This window comes from Mesorhizobium sp. USDA 4775, assembly GCF_054062655.1.
On the sequence record NZ_JBSSFM010000001.1, the window covers coordinates 4,214,027 to 4,233,703 of the forward strand.

At 62.9% G+C, this 19,677-nt stretch carries 16 protein-coding genes; 7 read left to right on the forward strand and 9 right to left on the reverse strand.

Features of this window, described 5'->3' with window-relative positions; all coding sequences use genetic code 11:
• The first annotated feature begins 359 nt into the window (after positions 1-359).
• From topA to rpmG, 7 genes are all read left to right on the forward strand, one after another.
• On the forward strand, positions 360-2,981 hold the full coding sequence (gene topA / locus ACVILI_RS20640; protein WP_038647025.1) for a type I DNA topoisomerase: 2,622 nt from the start codon (positions 360-362) through the stop codon (positions 2,979-2,981).
• 6 nt (positions 2,982-2,987) lie between these two features.
• Complete coding sequence (gene rnr, locus ACVILI_RS20645) at positions 2,988-5,294, forward strand: ribonuclease R (protein WP_038647027.1); 2,307 nt, start codon at positions 2,988-2,990, stop codon at positions 5,292-5,294.
• A complete protein-coding gene (locus ACVILI_RS20650) occupies positions 5,294-5,746 on the forward strand; it encodes a DUF983 domain-containing protein (protein ID WP_019858386.1) in 453 nt (150 codons plus the stop codon). The genes rnr and ACVILI_RS20650 overlap by 1 nt, the downstream gene beginning before the upstream one ends.
• Before the next feature lie 73 nt (positions 5,747-5,819).
• The gene (locus tag ACVILI_RS20655) at positions 5,820-6,560 is read left to right on the forward strand and encodes an NUDIX hydrolase (RefSeq protein WP_038647029.1); all 741 of its coding nucleotides are present in this window, start codon (positions 5,820-5,822) and stop codon (positions 6,558-6,560) included.
• A gap of 78 nt (positions 6,561-6,638) precedes the next feature.
• Entirely contained in the window at positions 6,639-7,817 is a 1,179-nt protein-coding gene (locus ACVILI_RS20660) for an MFS transporter (RefSeq protein WP_010909702.1), read from the forward strand.
• Between the two features lie 111 nt (positions 7,818-7,928).
• Complete coding sequence (locus tag ACVILI_RS20665) at positions 7,929-8,387, forward strand: hypothetical protein (RefSeq protein ID WP_038647032.1); 459 nt, start codon at positions 7,929-7,931, stop codon at positions 8,385-8,387.
• Between the two features lie 153 nt (positions 8,388-8,540).
• Positions 8,541-8,708, forward strand: coding sequence for a 50S ribosomal protein L33 (rpmG, locus tag ACVILI_RS20670; RefSeq protein WP_006201775.1), 168 nt, complete (start codon positions 8,541-8,543; stop codon positions 8,706-8,708).
• A 586-nt stretch (positions 8,709-9,294) separates the two neighbouring features.
• Here the strand turns inward: rpmG and ACVILI_RS20675 are convergent.
• The 9 genes from ACVILI_RS20675 to ACVILI_RS20715 all read right to left on the reverse strand — a co-directional run bounded on the left by ACVILI_RS20675 (position 9,295) and on the right by ACVILI_RS20715 (position 19,467).
• On the reverse strand, positions 9,295-10,362 hold the full coding sequence (locus ACVILI_RS20675; RefSeq protein ID WP_019858390.1) for an ABC transporter ATP-binding protein: 1,068 nt from the start codon (positions 10,360-10,362) through the stop codon (positions 9,295-9,297).
• Between the two features lie 4 nt (positions 10,363-10,366).
• Complete coding sequence (locus ACVILI_RS20680) at positions 10,367-11,215, reverse strand: carbohydrate ABC transporter permease (RefSeq protein WP_038647036.1); 849 nt, start codon at positions 11,213-11,215, stop codon at positions 10,367-10,369.
• The gene (locus ACVILI_RS20685) at positions 11,215-12,138 is read right to left on the reverse strand and encodes a carbohydrate ABC transporter permease (RefSeq protein ID WP_019858392.1); all 924 of its coding nucleotides are present in this window, start codon (positions 12,136-12,138) and stop codon (positions 11,215-11,217) included. The genes ACVILI_RS20680 and ACVILI_RS20685 overlap by 1 nt, the downstream gene beginning before the upstream one ends.
• Positions 12,139-12,321: 183 nt before the next feature.
• Positions 12,322-13,599, reverse strand: coding sequence for an ABC transporter substrate-binding protein (locus tag ACVILI_RS20690; protein ID WP_038647038.1), 1,278 nt, complete (start codon positions 13,597-13,599; stop codon positions 12,322-12,324).
• Positions 13,600-13,628: 29 nt separating this feature from the next.
• Positions 13,629-14,816: a PLP-dependent transferase gene (locus ACVILI_RS20695; RefSeq protein WP_457102581.1), complete on the reverse strand. Its 1,188-nt coding sequence runs from the start codon at positions 14,814-14,816 to the stop codon at positions 13,629-13,631.
• Positions 14,813-15,547 (reverse strand): FadR/GntR family transcriptional regulator, encoded by a 735-nt coding sequence (locus ACVILI_RS20700; RefSeq protein ID WP_027046881.1) that lies wholly within the window; start codon positions 15,545-15,547, stop codon positions 14,813-14,815. The genes ACVILI_RS20695 and ACVILI_RS20700 overlap by 4 nt, the downstream gene beginning before the upstream one ends.
• A 161-nt stretch (positions 15,548-15,708) precedes the next feature.
• A complete protein-coding gene (locus ACVILI_RS20705) occupies positions 15,709-17,175 on the reverse strand; it encodes an FAD-dependent monooxygenase (protein ID WP_457102582.1) in 1,467 nt (488 codons plus the stop codon).
• Between the two features lie 513 nt (positions 17,176-17,688).
• The gene (locus tag ACVILI_RS20710; RefSeq protein ID WP_019858398.1) at positions 17,689-19,062 is read right to left on the reverse strand and encodes a PleD family two-component system response regulator; all 1,374 of its coding nucleotides are present in this window, start codon (positions 19,060-19,062) and stop codon (positions 17,689-17,691) included.
• A gap of 33 nt (positions 19,063-19,095) precedes the next feature.
• Positions 19,096-19,467 carry a response regulator gene (locus ACVILI_RS20715; RefSeq protein ID WP_006334976.1) on the reverse strand — a complete coding sequence of 124 codons (372 nt, stop codon included), beginning with the start codon at positions 19,465-19,467 and terminating at the stop codon, positions 19,096-19,098.
• Between the last annotated feature and the right edge of the window lie 210 nt (positions 19,468-19,677).

Consider the following 19,677-nt stretch of genomic DNA (forward strand, 5'->3'; position numbering starts at 1 on the left):
ACCATTGCCCGCCTGCCGGCGGGACAAGGCTGGTCGCCGGGCATTCCTCCATGCAGCCGGCGGCCAGCGTCAGGCGGCCTTCCCCTCGTCGTCCCGGCATCGTACGCAAGCCACCTTCTCCGCGACTCGGCGAAAAATGAATCGGGCCGTTTGCACCGAGCGGGGGACGTCATCCCTCCAAGCCAAAATCTGTGATTTTCTCCATACACTCTAAGAGTGTATTGCTGCGGACAGCTCCGCAATTTGGGCGCTTCCCCTTGACCGGATGCAAAAGCGCGGCCATGTGAGCGGCAAATAGAACGAGATTTCGTCGCGCGCAGCGGAATTCTTCTGCCGCATCACAGCTGATATGAGACCTCATGGACGTCGTCGTCGTCGAATCGCCGGCCAAGGCGAAGACTATCAACAAATACCTCGGCAAGAACTATAAGGTTCTGGCCTCGTTCGGCCATGTCCGCGATTTGCCGGCCAAGGACGGCTCGGTGCGCCCGGATGAAGACTTCGCCATGTCCTGGGCGGTCGACACCGCCTCGGGCAAGCGGCTCGCCGACATCGCCAAGGCGGTCAAGGATGCCGACGGCCTGATCCTCGCCACCGACCCGGATCGCGAAGGCGAGGCCATTTCCTGGCATGTGCTGGAAGTGTTGAAGCAGAAGCGTGCGCTGAAGGACAAGCCGGTCAGCCGCGTCGTCTTCAACGCCATCACCAAATCGTCGGTGCTGGAGGCCATGGCCAATCCGCGCCAGATCGACGCGCCGCTGGTCGATGCCTATCTTGCCCGCCGGGCGCTGGACTATCTCGTCGGCTTCACGCTGTCGCCGGTGCTGTGGCGCAAACTGCCCGGCGCCCGCTCGGCCGGCCGCGTCCAGTCCGTGGCCTTGCGCCTGGTCTGCGACCGTGAATCCGAGATCGAACGCTTCATCCGCGAGGAATATTGGCAGATCGCCGCCATCCTCGGCACGCCGCGAAACGAGACTTTCGAAGCGCGGCTGACCGCCTTCGAGCGCAAGAAGCTGCAAAAGCTCGACATTGCCAACAAAGCGCAGGCCGACGACATCAAGGCGATGCTCGAGGGCGCGACCTTCAAGGCGTTGTCGGTGGAAGCCAAGCCGACCAAGCGCAACCCTGGCCCGCCCTTCACCACATCGACGCTGCAGCAGGCCGCTTCATCGGGCCTCGGTTTCTCCGCCACCCGCACCATGCAGGTGGCGCAACGGCTCTATGAAGGCATGGAGATCGGCGGCGAAACGACCGGCCTGATCACCTATATGCGAACCGACGGCGTCCAGATGGCGCCCGAGGCGATCGACGCTGCCCGCGACGCCATTGCCAAGGAATTCGGCCCGAAATATCTGCCGGAAAAGCCGCGTTTCTACACGACCAAGGCCAAGAATGCCCAGGAAGCGCACGAGGCAATCCGTCCGACGGATTTCATGCGCACCCCGGCATCGGTTCGGCAATATCTCGATTCCGACCAGATGCGGCTCTATGAGCTGATCTGGAAGCGCGCCATCGCCAGCCAGATGCAGCCGGCCGAGATCGAGCGCACGACAGTCGAGATCGAGGCGGTCAACGGTGCACGCACCGCCGAGCTTCGCGCTGTCGGTTCGGTCGTTCGCTTCGACGGCTTCATCGCCGCCTACACCGATCAGAAGGACGACGACGCGGAGGACGAGGAAAACCGCCGTCTGCCGGAAATCCGCGCCGGCGAGCAGCTTGCCCGCCAGGCGATCAACGCCACCCAGCACACGACCGAGCCGCCGCCGCGCTATTCCGAGGCCACGCTGATCAAGAAGCTGGAAGAACTCGGCATCGGCCGGCCTTCGACCTATACGGCAATCCTGAAGACGCTCGAGGACCGCGACTATGTCACGATCGACAAGCGCCGGCTGGTGCCGCAGGCCAAGGGCCGCCTGTTGTCCGCTTTCCTCGAAAGCTTCTTCGAGCGCTACGTTGAATATGACTTCACGGCATCGCTGGAGGAAAAGCTCGACGAGATTTCCGACGGCAAGCTCGCCTGGAAGGACGTGCTGCGCGATTTCTGGAAGGATTTTTCCGGCGCCGTCGCCGACATCAAGGAACTGCGCGTCACCGACGTGCTCGATGCACTGAACGAGGAACTGGCGCCGCTGGTGTTCCCCGCGCGCGAAGACGGCTCGAACCCGCGCATCTGCCCGAAATGCGGCACCGGCAACCTCTCGCTGAAGCTCGGCAAGTTCGGCGCCTTCGTCGGCTGCTCGAACTATCCCGAATGCTCCTTCACCCGCCAGCTCGGCGACGCCGCCAATCCGAATGGCGAGAATGGCGGCGGGGATGACGGCACCAAGGTGCTCGGCAAGGATCCCTACACGGCCGAGGAAATCACCCTGCGCTCGGGTCGCTTCGGCCCCTACCTCCAGCGCGGCGACGGTAAGGACGCCAAGCGCTCGAGCCTGCCCAAGGGTTGGACGCCCGAGACCATCGACCATGAGAAAGCATTGGCGTTGCTGGCGCTGCCGCGCGATATCGGCAAGCATCCTGAAACGTCCAAGATGATCTCGGCCGGGCTCGGCCGCTACGGCCCGTTCGTGCTGCATGATGGCACCTATGCCAATCTCGACAGCATCGAGGATGTGTTCTCGATCGGCCTCAACCGCGCCGTCACGGTGATTGCCGAGAAGCAGTCGAAGGTCAAGGGCGGCCGTAATGGCGGCACGCCGGCGGCCCTGAAGGAGCTTGGCGACCATCCGGACGGTGGCGGCAAGATCGTCGTGCGCGACGGCAAATACGGGCCTTACGTCAATTTCGGCAAGGTCAACGCCACGCTGCCCAAGGGCAAGGATCCGCAATCGGTGACCATCGAGGATGCGTTGGCGCTGATTGCCGAGAAGGAAGCCAAGGGCGGCGGCGGCAAGAAGCCGTTCCGCAAGGCGGCAGCCGCCAAGGCGCCCGCAGCCAAGAAAACAGCCGCCAAGAAGCCGGCGGCGAAGAAAAAAGGGTAGGACGGCGTGGCGCGCAGGATCACCGGACGGAGCCACGGCGATCCGCGCACCGCCGACACGAGGGCCAAGGTCAAGGACGACTACCGGCCTTCGCGCGACGAAATCCTGCGCTATATCGCCGAAAATCCCGATCGTGCCGGAAAACGCGACATCGCCAAGGCTTTCGCGCTGCGTGGCGACGACCGCATCTGGCTGAAAGATATTTTGCGCGACTTGCAGGATGAAGGCGTGCTCACCAAGGAGCGCAAGCGGCTGGCCCGCGTCGGCGCCCTGCCCCATGTCGCCGTGCTCGACATCTTTGGCCGTGACGGCGACGGCATTTTGCTGGCCCACCCGGCGGAGTCCGTAAGCACCGGCGAGCCACCTGTCGTCTCGATCCGCGTTTCGCGCAGTGGCAACGGTCCGGCGCCAGGCATCGGCGACCGCGTCCTGGCCAAGACCTTCCCGACCGATGATCCGTCCGGCCCCGCCTACACCGGCCGGGTGATGAAGATCTTCGAGAAGCGCACCGATGCCGTCCTCGGCGTCTTCCGCGTGCTTAAGGACGGCACCTTCCGCATCGAACCGGTGGAACGGCGCCAGCCCGAACTGATCGTCGACAAGGAATTCCAGAACGGCGCTGAGAATGGCGATCTGGTCGAGGTCGAGCCGGCGCGGGCTTCCCGCTACGGGCTGCCGAGAGCCAAGGTGCTCAATGTGCTGGGCTCGCTGACCAGCGAAAAAGCGGTCTCGATGATCGCCATCCACGCCCACGACATCCCGCACATCTTCCCGGCCGATGTCATCGCCGAATCCGAAGCCGTCAAGCCGGCGACGCTGGATCACCGTGAGGACTGGCGCGACCTGCCACTGATCACCATCGATCCGGCCGACGCGAAGGACCATGACGACGCGGTCTTCGCGACGCCCGATCCCGACGAAAAAAACCCGGGCGGCGTGATCGCCACCGTGGCGATCGCCGACGTCGCAGCCTATGTCCGCTATGGCACGGCGCTGGACCGCGAGGCCTTGAAGCGCGGCAATTCGGTCTATTTCCCGGATCGCGTCGTGCCGATGCTGCCCGAGCGCATCTCGAACGACCTCTGTTCGCTGCGCGAGGGCCAGGATCGCCCGGCGCTGGCCGTGCGCATGACCTTCTCCGCCGATGGCCACAAGATCCGGCACTCGTTCCACCGCATCATGATGAAGTCGGCGGCGAAGCTCGCCTATCCGCAGGCGCAGACGGCTATCGACGGCGTGCCCGACGACAAGACCGGCCCGATCCTCGACACGGTGCTGAAGCCGCTCTGGGATGCCTATGCGATCCTCAAGCGCGGTCGCGCCGGCCGCCAGCCGCTCGAACTCGACCTGCCGGAGCGTAAGATCATGCTCAAGCCGGATGGCACGGTCGACCGTGTCATCGTGCCGGAACGCCTCGATGCCCATAAGCTCATCGAAGAATTCATGATCCAGGCCAATGTCGCCGCCGCAGAGACGCTGGAGGCGAAGAAGCAGGCGCTGGTCTACCGCGTGCACGACGCGCCGTCGCTCGCCAAGCAGGAATCGCTGCGCGAATTCCTGCAGACGCTCGGCCTGTCGCTGGCGCGCGGCGCGCAGATGCGGCCCAGCCAGTTCAACGGCATTCTCGAGCGCGTGCGCGGCGCCGACAATGAGGCACTGGTCAACGAAGTGGTGCTGCGCTCGCAGAGCCAGGCCGAATATTCGCCCGGGAATATCGGCCATTTCGGCCTCAACCTGAGGCGCTACGCCCATTTTACCTCGCCGATCCGCCGCTATGCCGATCTGATCGTGCATCGCGGGCTTATTGCCGCACTCGGCCTCGGTCCGGGAGGACTGACACAGGACGAAGCAGTTCGTCTCGAAGACGTTGCGATCCTGATCTCCGGCACGGAACGGCGTGCCATGGCGGCCGAGCGCGACACGGTCGACCGGCTGATTGCAGCCTATCTCGCCGAACGCATCGACGACCGGTTCGACGCCCGCATCTCCGGCGTCACCAAATCAGGACTATTTGTCCAATTGCCGCAATATGGCGCCGATGGCTTCATCCCCGTGTCAACTCTGGGCGGCGATTACTATATATACGACGAAACCGCTCGCTCGCTCTTCGGAGAACGCACGGGCAAAGGCTACCAGCTCGCGGACCATGTCGAGGTCCGGCTCGTCGAGGTGGCACCGATGGCCGGCGCCATGCGCTTCGAGATGCTGACCGACCCGAAGCCCCTGCCAGGCTCCACCAGGTCGTTCCACAAGGCCAAGGGCCGCGCCCGTGCGTCGCAATCGCGACCAGATTCGCGCGGCAGGAGACGATAATGCCAAAGGAATTAGGGATACAAGAACAGGTTTTCGGCGGTGAACATCACACGGGCCGGGTTGCCCGCCCCTTGTGGACGGCGATGAAGCGCGGCCTTTTGGGCCGCTGCCCGAACTGCGGCGAAGGCAAGCTGTTTCGCGGTTTCACCAAGACTGTCGAGACCTGCAGCGTCTGTGGCGAGGAAATCCACCACCATCGCGCCGACGACCTACCGGCCTACCTGGTCATCGTCATCGTCGGCCACATCGTTCTCGGCGCCTTCATGGGCGTCGAAGCGACATCGACGCTGTCCACCTGGCAGCACATCCTCATCTGGGTGCCCTTGACCATCATCTTGTCGGTTGCCCTGCTGCAGCCTGTCAAAGGCGCCGTCATCGGACTGCAATGGGCGTTCTATATGCACGGATTCGGTGGCGAAAAGGATGGGGCGAGCTCCCACCACGGCGCCTGATGCGCCGCTGGCGCAACACGCCAATCGCTAAGGCCACTTTCGCATGCAAGAAGTTTCCGCTAGGTCCCTGCGCATGGAAGCAATGACCAAGGCGGATGTCGACAAGCTCGACAAGGGTCTTGCCGCACATGGCGGCCGGCCCCTGCGTCCGCGCGATGCCGCGACCCTGATTCTTCTCGACCGCAAGGGCGATGAGGTGCTGGTGCTGATGGGGCGCCGTCACGCCGGCCACGCCTTCATGCCCGGAAAATTCGTGTTTCCCGGCGGCCGCACCGATCCGGCCGACAGCCGCATCGCGACGGCCACCGCTTTGCATCGCGACGAGGAAGCGAAGCTGCTCGCAGGCCCCGGCCGCACCAGTGCCGCCCGAGCCCGCGCTGTCGCCTTGTCGGCAATTCGCGAGACCTATGAGGAAGCCGGTTTGCTCATCGGCGAGAGGGCCGCCTTTGCCACCGACAAGCGCGACTGGCAAGGTTTTGTCGAACACGGCGTAAGGCCTTCGCTCGAAACGCTGCGCTTCATCGCGCGCGCTATCACTCCGCCCAACCGGGTGCGCCGCTTCGACACGCGTTTTTTCAGCGCCTGGCGCAGCGACGTCGCCGTTGAACTGCCGGGCGGCGGTCCGACCAATGAACTCGAGGAACTGGTCTGGCTGCCGCTTGCCAAGGCCAGGGAAGCCGACATACCCGACATCACCCGAATGATCCTGGACGAGTTGGAAAAGCGCCTCGCCCATGATCCGTTGCTGCGTCCGGGCGGTCCCGTGCCGTTCTACCGGCTTGTCCGCAACCGCTTCACCCGCGAACTTCTGTAGGGCAATTCCAGGAAGAGTGTGACGCGGTTTTCCGTCTGGAATTGCGTAAGATCAACGAGACAGAGTATTCAGCACCCCATGACGGTCGATACCCAACCACAGGGCGACGAACGCGTACACTGGCTGCCAATGGTGGCGGCGATCTCGTCGATCAGCGTCGTCGGCATCGCCATTGGCCTCGGCATGCCACTGCTCAGCGTCATCCTGGAAACGCGCGGCCACTCGGCTTCGATGATCGGCCTCAACACCGCCGTCGCCGGCCTGGCCTCGATCGCCGGCGCGCCGCTGGCGACGCCGCTCGCCATGCGCTTTGGCGTCGCCTGGACCATGATCGCCATGATCGCCACCGGCGCGCTGGCCTTCGTCGGCTTCCATTTCGCGCCCAATTTCTGGATGTGGTTCCCGCTGCGCATCGTGCTGCATATCGCGTTGACGGTGCTGTTCATCCTGTCTGAATTCTGGATCAGCACGTCGGCACCGCCACACCGGCGCGGCCTTGTTCTTGGCATCTACGCCACCGTCCTGTCGCTCGGTTTTGCCGCCGGACCATGGCTGTTCGCCCATCTTGGCAGTTCCGGCTTCAGGCCGTTCGGCGTCATCATCGCGCTGGTCACGCTGGCCGCGATACCGGTGCTGGCCGCGCGCAACGAAAGCCCCTCCATCGTCGCCGATGGCGAAACCAGCAATTTCCTGCGCTACATCTGGCTGGTGCCGACCGCGACGTTTGCCGTGCTGGTGTTCGGCGCGGTCGAGACCGGCGGCTTCGCGCTGTTCCCGGTCTATGGCAACCGCATCGGCTATTCCGAAGCCGACGCCGCATTGCTGCTGACCATGATCGGGTTGGGCAATGTGCTCCTGCAGATCCCGATCGGCATGATCAGCGACCGCGTTTCGGACCGGCGCTATCTGCTGCTCGCCTGCGCCACGGTTGGCCTTGCCGGCACGCTGTTCATGCCCTTCTTTGCGGCGAACTGGCACTTGATGGCAGCGCTTTTGTTCGTCTGGGGCGGTGTCGTCGCGGCCATGTACACGATCGGCCTCGCCCATCTCGGTTCGCAGCTCTCCGGCCACGAACTGGCGTCGGCCAACGCGGCCTTCGTGCTGTGCTACGGTGTCGGCATGGTGCTTGGCCCACAGGCGATCGGCATCGGCATGGACAGTTTCGGGCCTTCCGGCTTCGGCTGGTCGCTTGGCCTCTTCTTCGGCGCCTATATCGCCCTGGTCTGCTTCAGGCTGGTACGCAAGATCCTTTTGTAGCGTCCCGGATAGCGATTCTGTTCCCGCACGCGGCAGGCTGCTGACAGAACCATGTCAGCAGCCGCGCGGTAAAAGAGTGTCCCTAAAACATCGGTAGTTGAGGACACTCCCATGATCGACAGCGGCTTTGAAACCACATCCCTGCGAATGACGCTTCTGCTGCTTGTGACCTTCCAGGCACCGGCGGCGGATATCGACCGCATCATGGACGCGGTGGTTGCGATCGCCCCGCTGGCGATGGGCAAATATGACCGCAACGCCTATCAGTCGGCGCACGGCATCGAGCGTTACAGGCCGCTTGAAGGGGCCGCGGCCGGCGCCGAGACCGAATTGCGCCGCCGCCCGGGCACGGTCGAGGTGTCATTCGAATTGCCTGATGACCAGGCATTGGCCAGCCGTGTCGTCGAGGCGATTTTCCAGGCCCATTCCTACCAGGAGCCGGTGATCCGCATCCAGCCGATCCTCGCCAGCCGCTCCAAGGGGCTGGACGACCGTGCCAATCCGAATCGCTGGTGGAACACCACTGGAGACTGGAAAAAGATTGCGGCGCCGGAGAAAGAAACCGCGTGATTTGAGGTCATGGGGCAGTTCCGGTGGGACGGAAAAGCTCCGCCGGGCTTGACTTTCCAGGCACGTTCTTTATGTGTCGCGCCAAGTTTCCCGCGTCCGGGTGTTTTCCCGTGCTCCAGCGGCCAAAACCCCACGAACAAACGGACTGATACCATGGCCAAAGCCGCAAACATCAAGATCAAGCTTCTGTCGACCGCCGACACCGGTTTCTTCTACGTGACCAGCAAGAACAGCCGTACCAAGACCGACAAGCTGTCGTTCCGCAAGTACGACCCGGTCGCCAAGAAGCACGTCGAATTCAAGGAAACCAAGATCAAGTAATCTGGGTTTTCCCTTTGCGAACAAAACGCCGCCCATCGGGCGGCGTTTTCGTATCTAAGTCAGTGTTTTTGTTAAGATAAGTGACGGCCAGCATAACGCGTCGGGTAGCCAATATGGCTAAACCACGAGACGCTATTCCTTAAATTGCCGATTCATCTATTAGCAATCCCTAAACTAAGTGGGAGGACGATGCGGCGTTGGGTTGGCTAGTGGGTGTTGCGATGCAAAGCGATTTTGCAGCGGCGCGCGAGCTGTTGGAATGCGCACAAAACCGCCTGTGCGGCGAGGACGAAACAAGTCAGAGGATCCGCGCCAGGCTAGATGTGATGATCGAAGAAATAGCGGCTGCGGAATTTCAGAAGTCGCCTCTGACGATCGTGCCTTTCCCGAGAAGTCGGCCGCCGAAGTGGCGCAACAAATAGCCCGCACGATACGCGGGTTTGGCGGCACGAAAAACCCCGCTTCTCCTTTCGAAGCGACGGAGCCTCGTAAATCTGGTGAAGCAGCGTACCTGCCCCCGGCAATTGCAGCGCACCGACTGCCGAAGCTGCGGGCTGGGTTCCCTCAACCCCGCCCAAAAGCTCCTTCAGCCGATGCGATCGCCGCTTTTCGGATCGAAGAGATGCAGCGCCGCCGGATCGGCCGCCAGCCGCACGGTGTCGCCGGGCTTCACGCCGGCCCGCCCCATGGCAAAGACGCAGAGCTGCTGGTTGGCCAGTTTGACGTAGAACTGCGTCGAAAGCCCGAGCGGCTCCACCACCACCACCTCGCCCCGCAGCGCGCCGTCATCGGCCAGCCTTATATGTTCGGGCCGCAGGCCGATGGTGATCGCGTCGCCATCCTTGAGCGGCAGGCCATCCGGCAGCCGCAGCTTCTGGCCATCGGAAAGCACCGCGTCCACCTTTCCGGCCTTCTCCACGGTTGCCGGCAGGAAATTCATGCCCGGGGAACCGATGAACCCGGCAACGAACATGTTGGCCGGCCGATCATAGAGATCGAGCGGCGCGCCGACCTGCTGGATCAGCCCATCATGCATGACGACGATCCGGTCGGCCATGGTCATCGCTTCGATCTGGTCGTGGGTGACGTAGACCGAGGTGGTCTTCAACTGCTGGTGCAGCGCCTTGATTTCGGCACGCATATGCACGCGCAGCTTGGCGTCGAGGTTGGACAGCGGCTCGTCGAACAGGAACACCTTGGGGTCACGCACGATGGCGCGGCCCATGGCAACGCGCTGGCGCTGGCCGCCGGACAATTGCCGCGGCAAGCGTTGCAGGAACGTGTCGAGCCCGAGCCGCTTGGCTGCGCCATCCACCCGTGCATCGATCGTGGACTTCTGCGCCTTCTTCAGAAGCAGGCTGAAGCCCATGTTCTTCGACACATCCATATGCGGGTAGAGCGCGTAGGACTGGAACACCATGGCGATATCGCGGTCCTTGGGTGCCACATCATTGACCAGCCGCTCGCCGATACGGATCTCGCCGCCTGAAGCCTCCTCCAGCCCGGCGATCATGCGCAAAAGCGTGGACTTGCCGCAGCCGGACGGCCCGACCAGGACGACGAACTCGCCGTCGGCGATTTCAAGATCGACCGCGTGCAGGACGCGGACGGCGCCATAATCCTTGCGGACTTTTTCGAGCGTAACAGAGGCCATCGATCTATCCTTTGACGGCGCCGGCGGTCAGGCCGGTGACGAGATAGCGTTGCAGGAAGGCGAAGAAGATACAGACCGGGATCAGCGCCAGGATCGACGCCGCCATCATCTGCCCCCAGTCGACGGCGAACTTGCCGATGAAGGTGAGCAGGCCGACGGCGAAGGTCTTCTGGTCGTCGCTGGAGATCAGCATCAGTGCGAACAAAAGCTCGCTCCAGGCGGCGGTGAAGACGAAGCCGAGCGTCGCGCCCATGCCGGGCAGCGTCAGCGGCACGATCACCTTGCGCATCGCCTGCGCACGCGTGCAGCCGTCGATCATGGCGGCCTCTTCCAGATCCTTCGGGATGCCGTCGAAGAAGGACTGCATCAGGAAGGTGGCGAAGGCGGTGTTGAAGGCGGTGTAGATGATGATCAGCCCCGTCAGGCTGTTGATCAGGCCGATCTGCCCCATCACGCGGTAGATCGGCGGAATGACCATCACCAGCGGGAAGGTCTGGGTCAAAAGCAGCATCAAGGCCAGCGCCGCCTTACCGCGAAAGGTGAAGCGCGACATGGCGTAGCCGGCGAGCGTAGCGATGATTGTCACCAAGGCCGCCGTCGACACCGAGACGATGACGCTATTGAGGAAATAGCGCGGGAAATCGGTGGCCTCGAGCACGGTGACGAAGTTCTGCAGCGTCATGTGCGACGGCCAGAAGGTGATGCCTTCGGAGTAGAGCAGCCGTTCCGGCGTGACCGATATCTTCAGCGTCCAGTAGATCGGGAACAGGGCGAAGACCACATAGGCTGCGATTGCCGCGTAAAGACCGACGCCGCCGAAGAACCGTTGTGAGGTTGAGCGTCCCGCGATCATCAGACGTGCCTCACCAGGGAGCGGCGGATGCCGATCAGCGCGATCGCATAGGCAATCAGCAGGACGAGCAGCAGCACGGCCACCGCCGAGGCATAGCCCTTGTCCAGCGATTTGAAGGCGCTGACATAGATGTAGACCGGTACCGTGTTGGTCGAGCCGGCCGGTCCGCCTTCGGTCATGACGAAGATGAGGTCGGCGAAGGTGGCGATCCAGATGGTGCGCAGCATCACAGTGATGGCAATCGTCGGCGCCAGGAACGGCAGCGTCACCTTGGTGAAGCGCTGCCAGGGCGAAGCGCCGTCGATCGCCGCCGCCTCGTGCAGTTCCGACGGGATGGACTTCAGCGCCGCCAGCAGCGTGATGGCGAAGAACGGGATGCCGAACCAGACATTGGCGACGATCGGCCCCCACATCGCCGTGGCAGGATCGGAGAGCACATTGGTCGGTTCCGCCTTCAGCCCCAGCGCGAACAACCAGTGCGGCAGTGGCCCGATGATCGGATTGAACAGCCAGGCCCAGGTCAGGCCCGATAGGAAGGATGGCACCGCCCAGGGCAGGAACACCAGCGCCTGCACCGCCTTGCGGCCGCGGAACGGCTTGTCGAGCAGCAGCGCCAGGCCAAGGCCGAGGAAGAACTGGAAGAACAGGCTGGCAGCCGTCCACCACAGTGTGTTGACCAGCGCCTGGCCCAGCACCTGGTCCGACAGCATCGCCTGATACTGGCCAAGCCCGACATATTCCGACTTGAAGGCCGAGAATTTGCGGAAGGAATAGCTGATGCCGATGACCAGCGGCACCAAAAGCACCACGACCAGCAGGATGATCGCCGGGCTGAGATAGAGCCAGGGCTCGATGGCGGCGTGCGACAGCCGCTTTCGTCGCGGCTTGCCGGCGGATCGGATTTCGGACACGGCGTAGGTCATCGATTGGGCTCTACGGTGGAGGATGGGTGCCAGGAGGCAAAACAGCGTCCTTCTTCCCGTTCGGCGGGGAGAAGATGCAGGCAGGCAGATGAGGTCGGCGCGAACCTGTCGACGTATGGCGCCGCCCCTCATCCGTCACTTCGTGACACCTTCTCCCCGTAAAACGGGGAGAAGGAGGAGGCATCATTTCTTGTTCTTCGCCAGCCAGTCCTGCTGTTCCTTGGTCAGGAAGGCGGCCCACTGGTCTGCGACGTCCTTCGCGGTCTTTTGGCCAAGCAGCACTTCCTGGAAATTCTTGATCGCCACCTGGTCGACGAAATTGCCGAGGTTTTCCAGATGCGTCGGCGGCGTCACCATTTCATATTTGGAGGTGTCGCTGAGCTCGGTGAACCAGCCCTTGAACTGTTCGGTCTTGAAATGCGGATCCTGGTCGGCGCCGTTGTGGATCGGCACCACGCCGACTTCCTTGGCCCATTCGAGATTGTCCTTGGGCGACAGAAGCGTCGACATCAGCTTCCAGGCATCGTCCTTGTGCTGCGAATTGGCGAACATCGCCCAGCCGGCATAGCCGAGCGTCGGATAGGACTTGCCGCTCGGACCGACCGGCAGTGGTGCCACGGCGAAGTCGTCGGCGCTCATCTTGTCGGCGATGCCGAGCAGCGCGTCCGGATCCTGGTTGAGCATGGCGCACGTGCCGGAATAGAAACCGGTGACGGTTTCGTTGAAGCCCCAGCTCACCGCATCCTTCGGCGCCAGGCCTTCCTTGTACATGTCGGCAAGCATCTGTAGGCCCTTGACCGAGCCCTCCTCATTGATGGTCGAGGTGCCGTCCTCGTTGAAGTATCCGCCCTTGCCCTGGGCGATATTCATGAACATGTGCATGCCGTTGAAGGCGCCGGGTCCGCCGCGCAGGCAGTAGCCGTATTTGCCCGGAATGGCGGAGATCTTCTTGGAGTCGGCGACGAACTCGTCGAGCGTCGCCGGCGGGCCGTCGAGGCCGGCTTGCTTGAACAGCTTCTTGTTCCAGAACAGCGCATTCACATAGTAGCCGTAGGGGATCATGAACTGGGTGTTGTTGACGGTCGAGCCGAACTGCTTGGCGCGCTCGCCCAGCGTCTTGGCGTCGTCCCATTTGGCCATGTAGGGACCGAGATCCTCGAGCTGGGCATTGTTGGCATAGAGGCCCATCCAGCGTTCCGGCATCTCGACCACATCGGGCGTGTCGCCGGCCTGCACCATGGTCAGGAACTTTTCGAAGGCCTGGCCCCAGGGCAGCGAGATCAGCTCGACCTTGACGCCGGGATTTGCGGCCTCGAACTCGGCGATCTGCTTTTTCAGGAATTCGGTGCGCGGCGGGCTGGTGATGACTTCGACCATCTTCAGGGTCGAATCGGCCAGCGCGCTCCCGGCGGAAATCGCCAGCCCCGCAACGGTGGCAAGCATGACGGTCAGTTTTTTCATGTTCACGACTCCCATTTTGAACCCGTTTGTTATTTTCTGGCTTTTTCGAAGGCCTGAGCGACGTCGGCCCAGAGGTCTTCGACACTTTCCAATCCGACATTGAAGCGGATGGTTCGGGGGCTGACGCCGAAGCGCGCCATCGAATTCAGTCCCGGCGTCTGCTCCAGCGACGCTTTGGCCGGCACGACCAGGCTTTCGTGCCCGCCCCAGCTGACGCCGATGCGGAGATATTTCAGCGCGTCGACAAAGACCGGGATGTCGATATCGTCCGTCACCTCGAAGGAGAACAGTCCGGCATAGCCGGCCAACGTCGCCTTGCCGGGATGGTTCGAATAGGCGGGATGGTTGACGCGCTCGACATGGGCATGCGCCTTCAGCCGTTCGGCGATGGTGAGGCCGCTCTTCATGTGGTGCGGCAGGCGCAGCGGCAGCGTGCGCAGGCCGCGCAGCAGCAACCAGGCCTCGAATGGCGACAGCTTGCCGCCGAGATAGGAATAGGTCTGCTCGTTGATATGCTTGATATGAGCGGCCGAGCCCGCCACCACGCCGGCGACCGTGTCGCTGTGGCCGCCGAGATATTTCGAGGCCGAATGCAGCACCAGGTCGACGCCGTGCGAGATCGGCTTCTGGAACACCGGCGTCGCCCAGGAATTGTCGATCGTGGTGACAATGCCCTGCTCTTTCGCCAGCCGGGTCAGATGCGCGATGTCCTGGAGTTCGAAGATCATCGAGGTCGGGCTCTCCAGGTAGAGCAGCTTGGCGCCCGGAAGTGCCGCCGCCACCGCATCCGGGTCGGAGCCGTCGACATAGTCGACCTTGATGTTGAGCCGCAGCAAAAGCCGCTCGAACAGCCGGTAGGCATCGCCGTAGCAATTGCGGACCGCCACGATTCGCTCGCCCGCTCCGACAAAGGCAAGCACGGTGGCGCTGATGGCCGCCATGCCGCTGGAAAAGCCGCGCGCGGCCTCGGCGCCCTCGAGTGCGGCCACGCGCGCCTCGAACTCCATCACCGTCGGATTGTCACCGCGCGAATAGATCGGCTGCTTTCGTTTGCCGGCAAAGGTATCGGCCATTTCGGCATAGCTGGCGAAGGTGAACAGCGAGGTCTGGTAGATCGGCGGCACCACCGCGCCACCCGGAAACGGCTCGTCATGCGCCAAAAGCGTCGCCGCCTCGGCGAGATAGTCGTGATCGAAACCGGTCGGATGCTCGTTCATGTCTGGCTCGAAAGTTTGAGTTTGGCCGCACCGCGTTTGAGATCGTCCTCGACGGTGGCGATCAGCTTGAGCGCCTCGGCACGGGCGCCTTGCGGGTCGCGCGCGGCAATGCATTCGTAGATGGTGCGGTGATAGGGAAAGCTGGCGTGGCCGAAATCGCGCACGCCGAGCGGATGCTCCCAGAAGCGATGGAACAGTTCGTGCATCGCGGCGATGATCTGCTCGAACAGCGGATTGCCGGAGACCCGGTAGATCGCCTGATGGAACTCCCAGTCCTCTTCCGACGACATGCCGTCACGGGTGCGGAAGGCCTGCTCCATGATGTCGAGCTTGCGCTTGATTTCGGCAATGTCCGCGGGGCTCGCGCGTTCGGCACAAAGGGCTGCGGCCTCCGCTTCCAGCGCGCGGCGAATTTCAAGCGTATGCATCAGGCTGGTGAAGTCGTTGCCGCCTGCCAGCGTCAGCGGCATGTGCAGCATGTCGGGCGAAACAGCCGCCTTGAGGTAGGTGCCGCTGCCTTGCCGGCGCTCAACCAGGCCAAGCCCCTCCCACCGCGTCAGCGCCTCGCGCACCGTGTTGCGGCTGACCTTCAGCCGCTCGGCCAGGATGCGTTCGGTCGGAAGCCGGTCGCCGGGTTGCAAGGCCTCGGCGCGAACAAAACCCACCAACGCCTTCAGCACGGCGTCATCGCGCGCCGTCGTCTGAATGGGTGGCAGGCTGTTCTGGTCCACAAATCCTCCTGAATTCAAGTGGTCCAATGGTCCAACCAATTTCTGCACAGATGAAACCTCCTGTCAATCGATTGTCGGGAGAACTGTCGGCTTTTGCCTTGTCGCAAGCTGCCACGCGATGCGCTTCAGGACATTGCGTGGACCCGCCTCCATCTTATCCGCTAACTGGCGGGCGGCCCGAACCAGATGGTCAGCGCCTCGGCCAACCCCTGTTGGGTTCCGACCCCAACCCAGGCCACATAGCCATCGGGCCGGATCAAAACGGCGGCGGGCGCGGCGACCGTCCCGAGAACCGGCAGCTCCCAGGGGCCGTCATATCCAGCCTCGATCTGCCGGACCCGATCCGCCCAGGGCGCAATGTCCAGCCTGCCTGGTTCGCCCAGGTTGAGAAGCACCGGCCGGGCGTCATGAAGCAAGCTGAAGACCCGCACTGGACCGCTGGCCGTGGCCAGGTCGAGGTCGGGCATTCGCCGCCCAAGCAGTGGATGTCCCACACCGAGATCGTAGTGGATGCCCAGACCGGACATCTCCGCGGCGATCCGTTTGCGCGGCTCATCCATGCCAAGCAGCTCGGCAAAAGTGTCGTTCAATGCCTTGGTGCTGGCATCCATACGACGAAGCGCAACCTGTGCCTTCGCGTTGCGCAGGACGCGAACGGCGATCGGATGACGCTCGGTGTGATAGCTGTCGAGAAGGCTTTCCGGTGATATCAGCTTGACCACCTGGGCCAGCTTCCACCCCAGATTGACCGCGTCCTGCACGCCGATGTTGAGCCCCTGCCCGCCCATCGGAGGATGGATGTGCGCGGCGTCACCGGCCAGCAGGACACGTCTGTCGCGGTAGGCGGCGGCCTGCCGTGTCACGTCGGTAAAGCGGGAGATCCAGGTCGGATTGTGGACCCCGTAATCAGTGCCATAGACTGCGACAAGCGCCTCGCTGAGATCGGCCAGCGTCGGTTCGCCGCCGATGGTCAACTGCCTCTCGGTCAACACGACACCCACCCGGCCGCTTTCCTCGATCTTGCCTATCGCATGAATTCCGTAGGCGTCGCTGCGAAAGCCCAATGCCGGCTCCCCAGACATTTCGACCTCGGCGATCATCCAACTCATCGTCGGATCCCATCCGGGGAACTCAATGCCCGCCGCCTTGCGGATCGTGCTGCGCCCTCCGTCGCAGCCGACGAGGTATTGCGCCCGCAACCGTTGGCCACCGGACAGCTCCACGTCGACGCCGCCATCCTCCTGCGCGAAACCAGTGACGTCCTGTCCGCGATGGATCCGCACCCCCAACTCGTTGATCCAGTCGGCCAATATCCGCTCTATGTGGTTTTGACGCAGCGCCAGCAGGTAGTTGTGCCGGCTGGGAAAGTCGCTGATATCCAAACGGATCATGTGGAAGCCGACGGTCGGGAAGCTCTGCCCCTGCGAGACAAACCGGTCGGCGATTCCGCGCTGATCGAGAATTTCGATGGTACGCGCGTGCAGGCCGCCCGCGCGCAACCCGATCAGCTGCTGGTCCAGCCGCCGCTCGACAATGGCCACATCAATCCCTGCCAGCGCGAGTTCCCCCGCCAGCATCAATCCTGACGGGCCGCCCCCGGCGATCACCACCGCATGCTCTGAAATCATTGATCGCCACTCCCGTTTTCGCGCCTGATCTGCGGGTTTTTTACGGGAGGAGCCGGGTCTTGCCGCAAGCCCCTTGTGCGCCATATGTATGAATGGAAGGGGTGCTCTCCCGCGCGGGTCGCTTTGGCCGGCCGACAGCCGCGGATCGAAGACGGGAGTCCAGATTGCTCACAGGCAAAAAAATCAGAGTCCTTCGTGCCTTGGCACGAAGTTCTGATGTTCTGTTTGGAGGAAGGGGGCCGGTCGGCGTTTGGCAGCGGTACGAGGAGGCCACTATGTGCCAGCGCCGGCCGGCCGACCCCACGGACCCAGGAGATGCGGCGGACCTGAGCATCATGGGGTATTTCTAGGGATCGAGCCGGTTGTCTACTCTCGTGCCGGCTTCGTCTTGGCCTTCACATTTACGCAAGAGCTTATGAAAATCAACAGTTTCTTAACCAAGGCTCGCGAATCGCTTGGATTAAGGTAAATAGCTAACCTTGTTGGATTGACCGTGGAATCGGTCGCGGATGCTCACGCCGCCTTGGCTACAACGCGGTTGCGGCCACCGCTCTTGGCTTCGTAGAGCGCGAGATCGGCGCGCTTCATCAGCGCCGCCACCGTATCCACGCCCTTCAGCACCGACGACACGCCGACGCTGACGGTAACCTCGATCGTCTTGCCGTCGGCGCCGATGGCGAAAGGCTTCTGGGCGATTTCGGCGCGAATGCGTTCGGCCACTTTCTCGGCAACGGCGCCATCGGTGTCGGGCATCACCACGACGAACTCCTCGCCGCCGAACCGGCAAGCAAGGTCGATACCCCTGACATTCTTGCGCAGCCGCCGCGCGAATTCCCGCAGCACCTCGTCGCCGCCATCATGGCCATAGGCATCATTGATCGACTTGAAACGGTCGAGATCGGTGATCATCACCGACAGCGGCCGGCGCCGCGCCACGGCGCGGTCGAACAGCGTCTGCAGATGGCTGTCGAGGTAGCGGCGGTTGTGCAGCCCGGTCAGGCCGTCGGTCACCGCCATCTCGATGGTCTGGGTGACACTGGCGCGCAATTGGTCGTTGTAGCGCTTGCGGCGCACCTGGGTGCGCAGCCGCGCCGTCAGCTCCTGCTGGTCGATCGGCCGCATCAGATAATCGTTGATGCCGAGTTCGAGACCGCGGATGATACGCTCCTCCTCGCCCTCTTCCGCCAAAAGGATGATCGGCACGAAACGGGTGCGGTCGAGCGAGCGCAATTGTGAGCAGAGCCGCAGCGGATCGAAATCGGCGAAGGCCGTCGAGATCATCACGCATTCATAGGACGTCTCGGCGGCTTGAAAGAACCCGGCATGCGGGTCGCCGATAACATCGAGGTCGGCACGGTCGAGCAGCATTTTCTGGATGCGCTCGACAGACGATTTGCGCTCGTCGATCAACAGCACTTTCGGCGCCGTGTCCTCGGACGCGAAATTGCGGCTGAGCAGCTCTTCGATGCCGATATTGCGCGTCGTCGAGGCCCGTAGCCTGAGTTCGTCTGTGAGAGACTTCAACCGGACCAGGCTCTTGACCCGCGTCATCAGCTGCAGGTCGTTAACCGGCTTGGTCAGGAAATCGTCGGCGCCGGCCTCGAGCCCGCGCACGCGGTCGGAAACCTGGTCGAGCGCGGTGATCATCACCACCGGGATGTGCGACGTCGCGGGATCGCTCTTCAGCCTACGGCAGACCTCGAACCCGTCCATGTCGGGCATCATCACGTCGAGCAGCACGACATCGACCTTGCCGTTTTCACAGGTCTCGATGGCGTCAGGCCCGTTGGTGGCCGTCAGCACCTCGAAATATTCGGCCAGCAGCCGGACCTCCAGCAGCCTCACATTGGCAGGGATGTCGTCGACGACGAGGATCCGCGCGGTCATTTCACAACGCTCCGGCTCGGCTGGAAAGGGACATCAGGCATCGCCCAGGTAAGATTTGATGGTTTCGATGAAACGAGGCACCGAGATCGGCTTCGAAATATAGGCCTCGCAGCCGCCCTGGCGGATGCGTTCCTCATCGCCTTTCATGGCGAAGGCGGTCACGGCGATGACCGGAATGACGTGCAGATCGTCATCTTCCTTCAGCCATTTGGTCACTTCCAGCCCCGACACCTCGGGCAGCTGGATGTCCATAAGGATGAGATCCGGCCGATGCTGACGTGCCAGGTCGAGCGCCTCCAGACCATTGCGGGTGCGCACCGTCTCGTAACCGCTCGCTTCGATGAGGTCCCGAAAGAGCTTCATGTTGAGCTCATTGTCCTCGACGATCATAACCTTCTTAGGCATCGACATCCCGTCCCGGCCGTCCTTCCGCTCGAAGGTGGCCGTCATGCGCTCCCGGTTGAACGCACCAAACCCTGCTTCACTATACGGCAATATGATTGACGAAACGGAAACCTCCGGGCTGCAAAGCAGCGCGAATTCCACCTCGCCTCGCTGCGCGTCCAAACGGCGCGCGACGCTGTAAAGGCTTGCCGCAAGCAAATCTTGCCATTA

Excerpts from the sequence above, each read along its gene's own strand:
- ACVILI_RS20690 (WP_038647038.1), bottom strand. The coding sequence starts at position 13,599 with ATGAAAAAACTGACCGTCATGCTTGCCACCGTTGCGGGGCTGGCGATT.
- topA (WP_038647025.1), top strand. The coding sequence starts at position 360 with ATGGACGTCGTCGTCGTCGAATCGCCGGCCAAGGCGAAGACTATCAAC.
- ACVILI_RS20705 (WP_457102582.1), bottom strand. The coding sequence starts at position 17,175 with ATGATTTCAGAGCATGCGGTGGTGATCGCCGGGGGCGGCCCGTCAGGA.
- ACVILI_RS20715 (WP_006334976.1), bottom strand. The coding sequence starts at position 19,467 with ATGCCTAAGAAGGTTATGATCGTCGAGGACAATGAGCTCAACATGAAG.
- ACVILI_RS20655 (WP_038647029.1), top strand. The coding sequence starts at position 5,820 with ATGGAAGCAATGACCAAGGCGGATGTCGACAAGCTCGACAAGGGTCTT.
- ACVILI_RS20665 (WP_038647032.1), top strand. The coding sequence starts at position 7,929 with ATGATCGACAGCGGCTTTGAAACCACATCCCTGCGAATGACGCTTCTG.
- ACVILI_RS20675 (WP_019858390.1), bottom strand. The coding sequence starts at position 10,362 with ATGGCCTCTGTTACGCTCGAAAAAGTCCGCAAGGATTATGGCGCCGTC.
- ACVILI_RS20660 (WP_010909702.1), top strand. The coding sequence starts at position 6,639 with ATGACGGTCGATACCCAACCACAGGGCGACGAACGCGTACACTGGCTG.
- ACVILI_RS20685 (WP_019858392.1), bottom strand. The coding sequence starts at position 12,138 with ATGACCTACGCCGTGTCCGAAATCCGATCCGCCGGCAAGCCGCGACGA.
- ACVILI_RS20650 (WP_019858386.1), top strand. The coding sequence starts at position 5,294 with ATGCCAAAGGAATTAGGGATACAAGAACAGGTTTTCGGCGGTGAACAT.
- ACVILI_RS20695 (WP_457102581.1), bottom strand. The coding sequence starts at position 14,816 with ATGAACGAGCATCCGACCGGTTTCGATCACGACTATCTCGCCGAGGCG.
- ACVILI_RS20710 (WP_019858398.1), bottom strand. The coding sequence starts at position 19,062 with ATGACCGCGCGGATCCTCGTCGTCGACGACATCCCTGCCAATGTGAGG.
- rpmG (WP_006201775.1), top strand. The coding sequence starts at position 8,541 with ATGGCCAAAGCCGCAAACATCAAGATCAAGCTTCTGTCGACCGCCGAC.
- ACVILI_RS20680 (WP_038647036.1), bottom strand. The coding sequence starts at position 11,215 with ATGATCGCGGGACGCTCAACCTCACAACGGTTCTTCGGCGGCGTCGGT.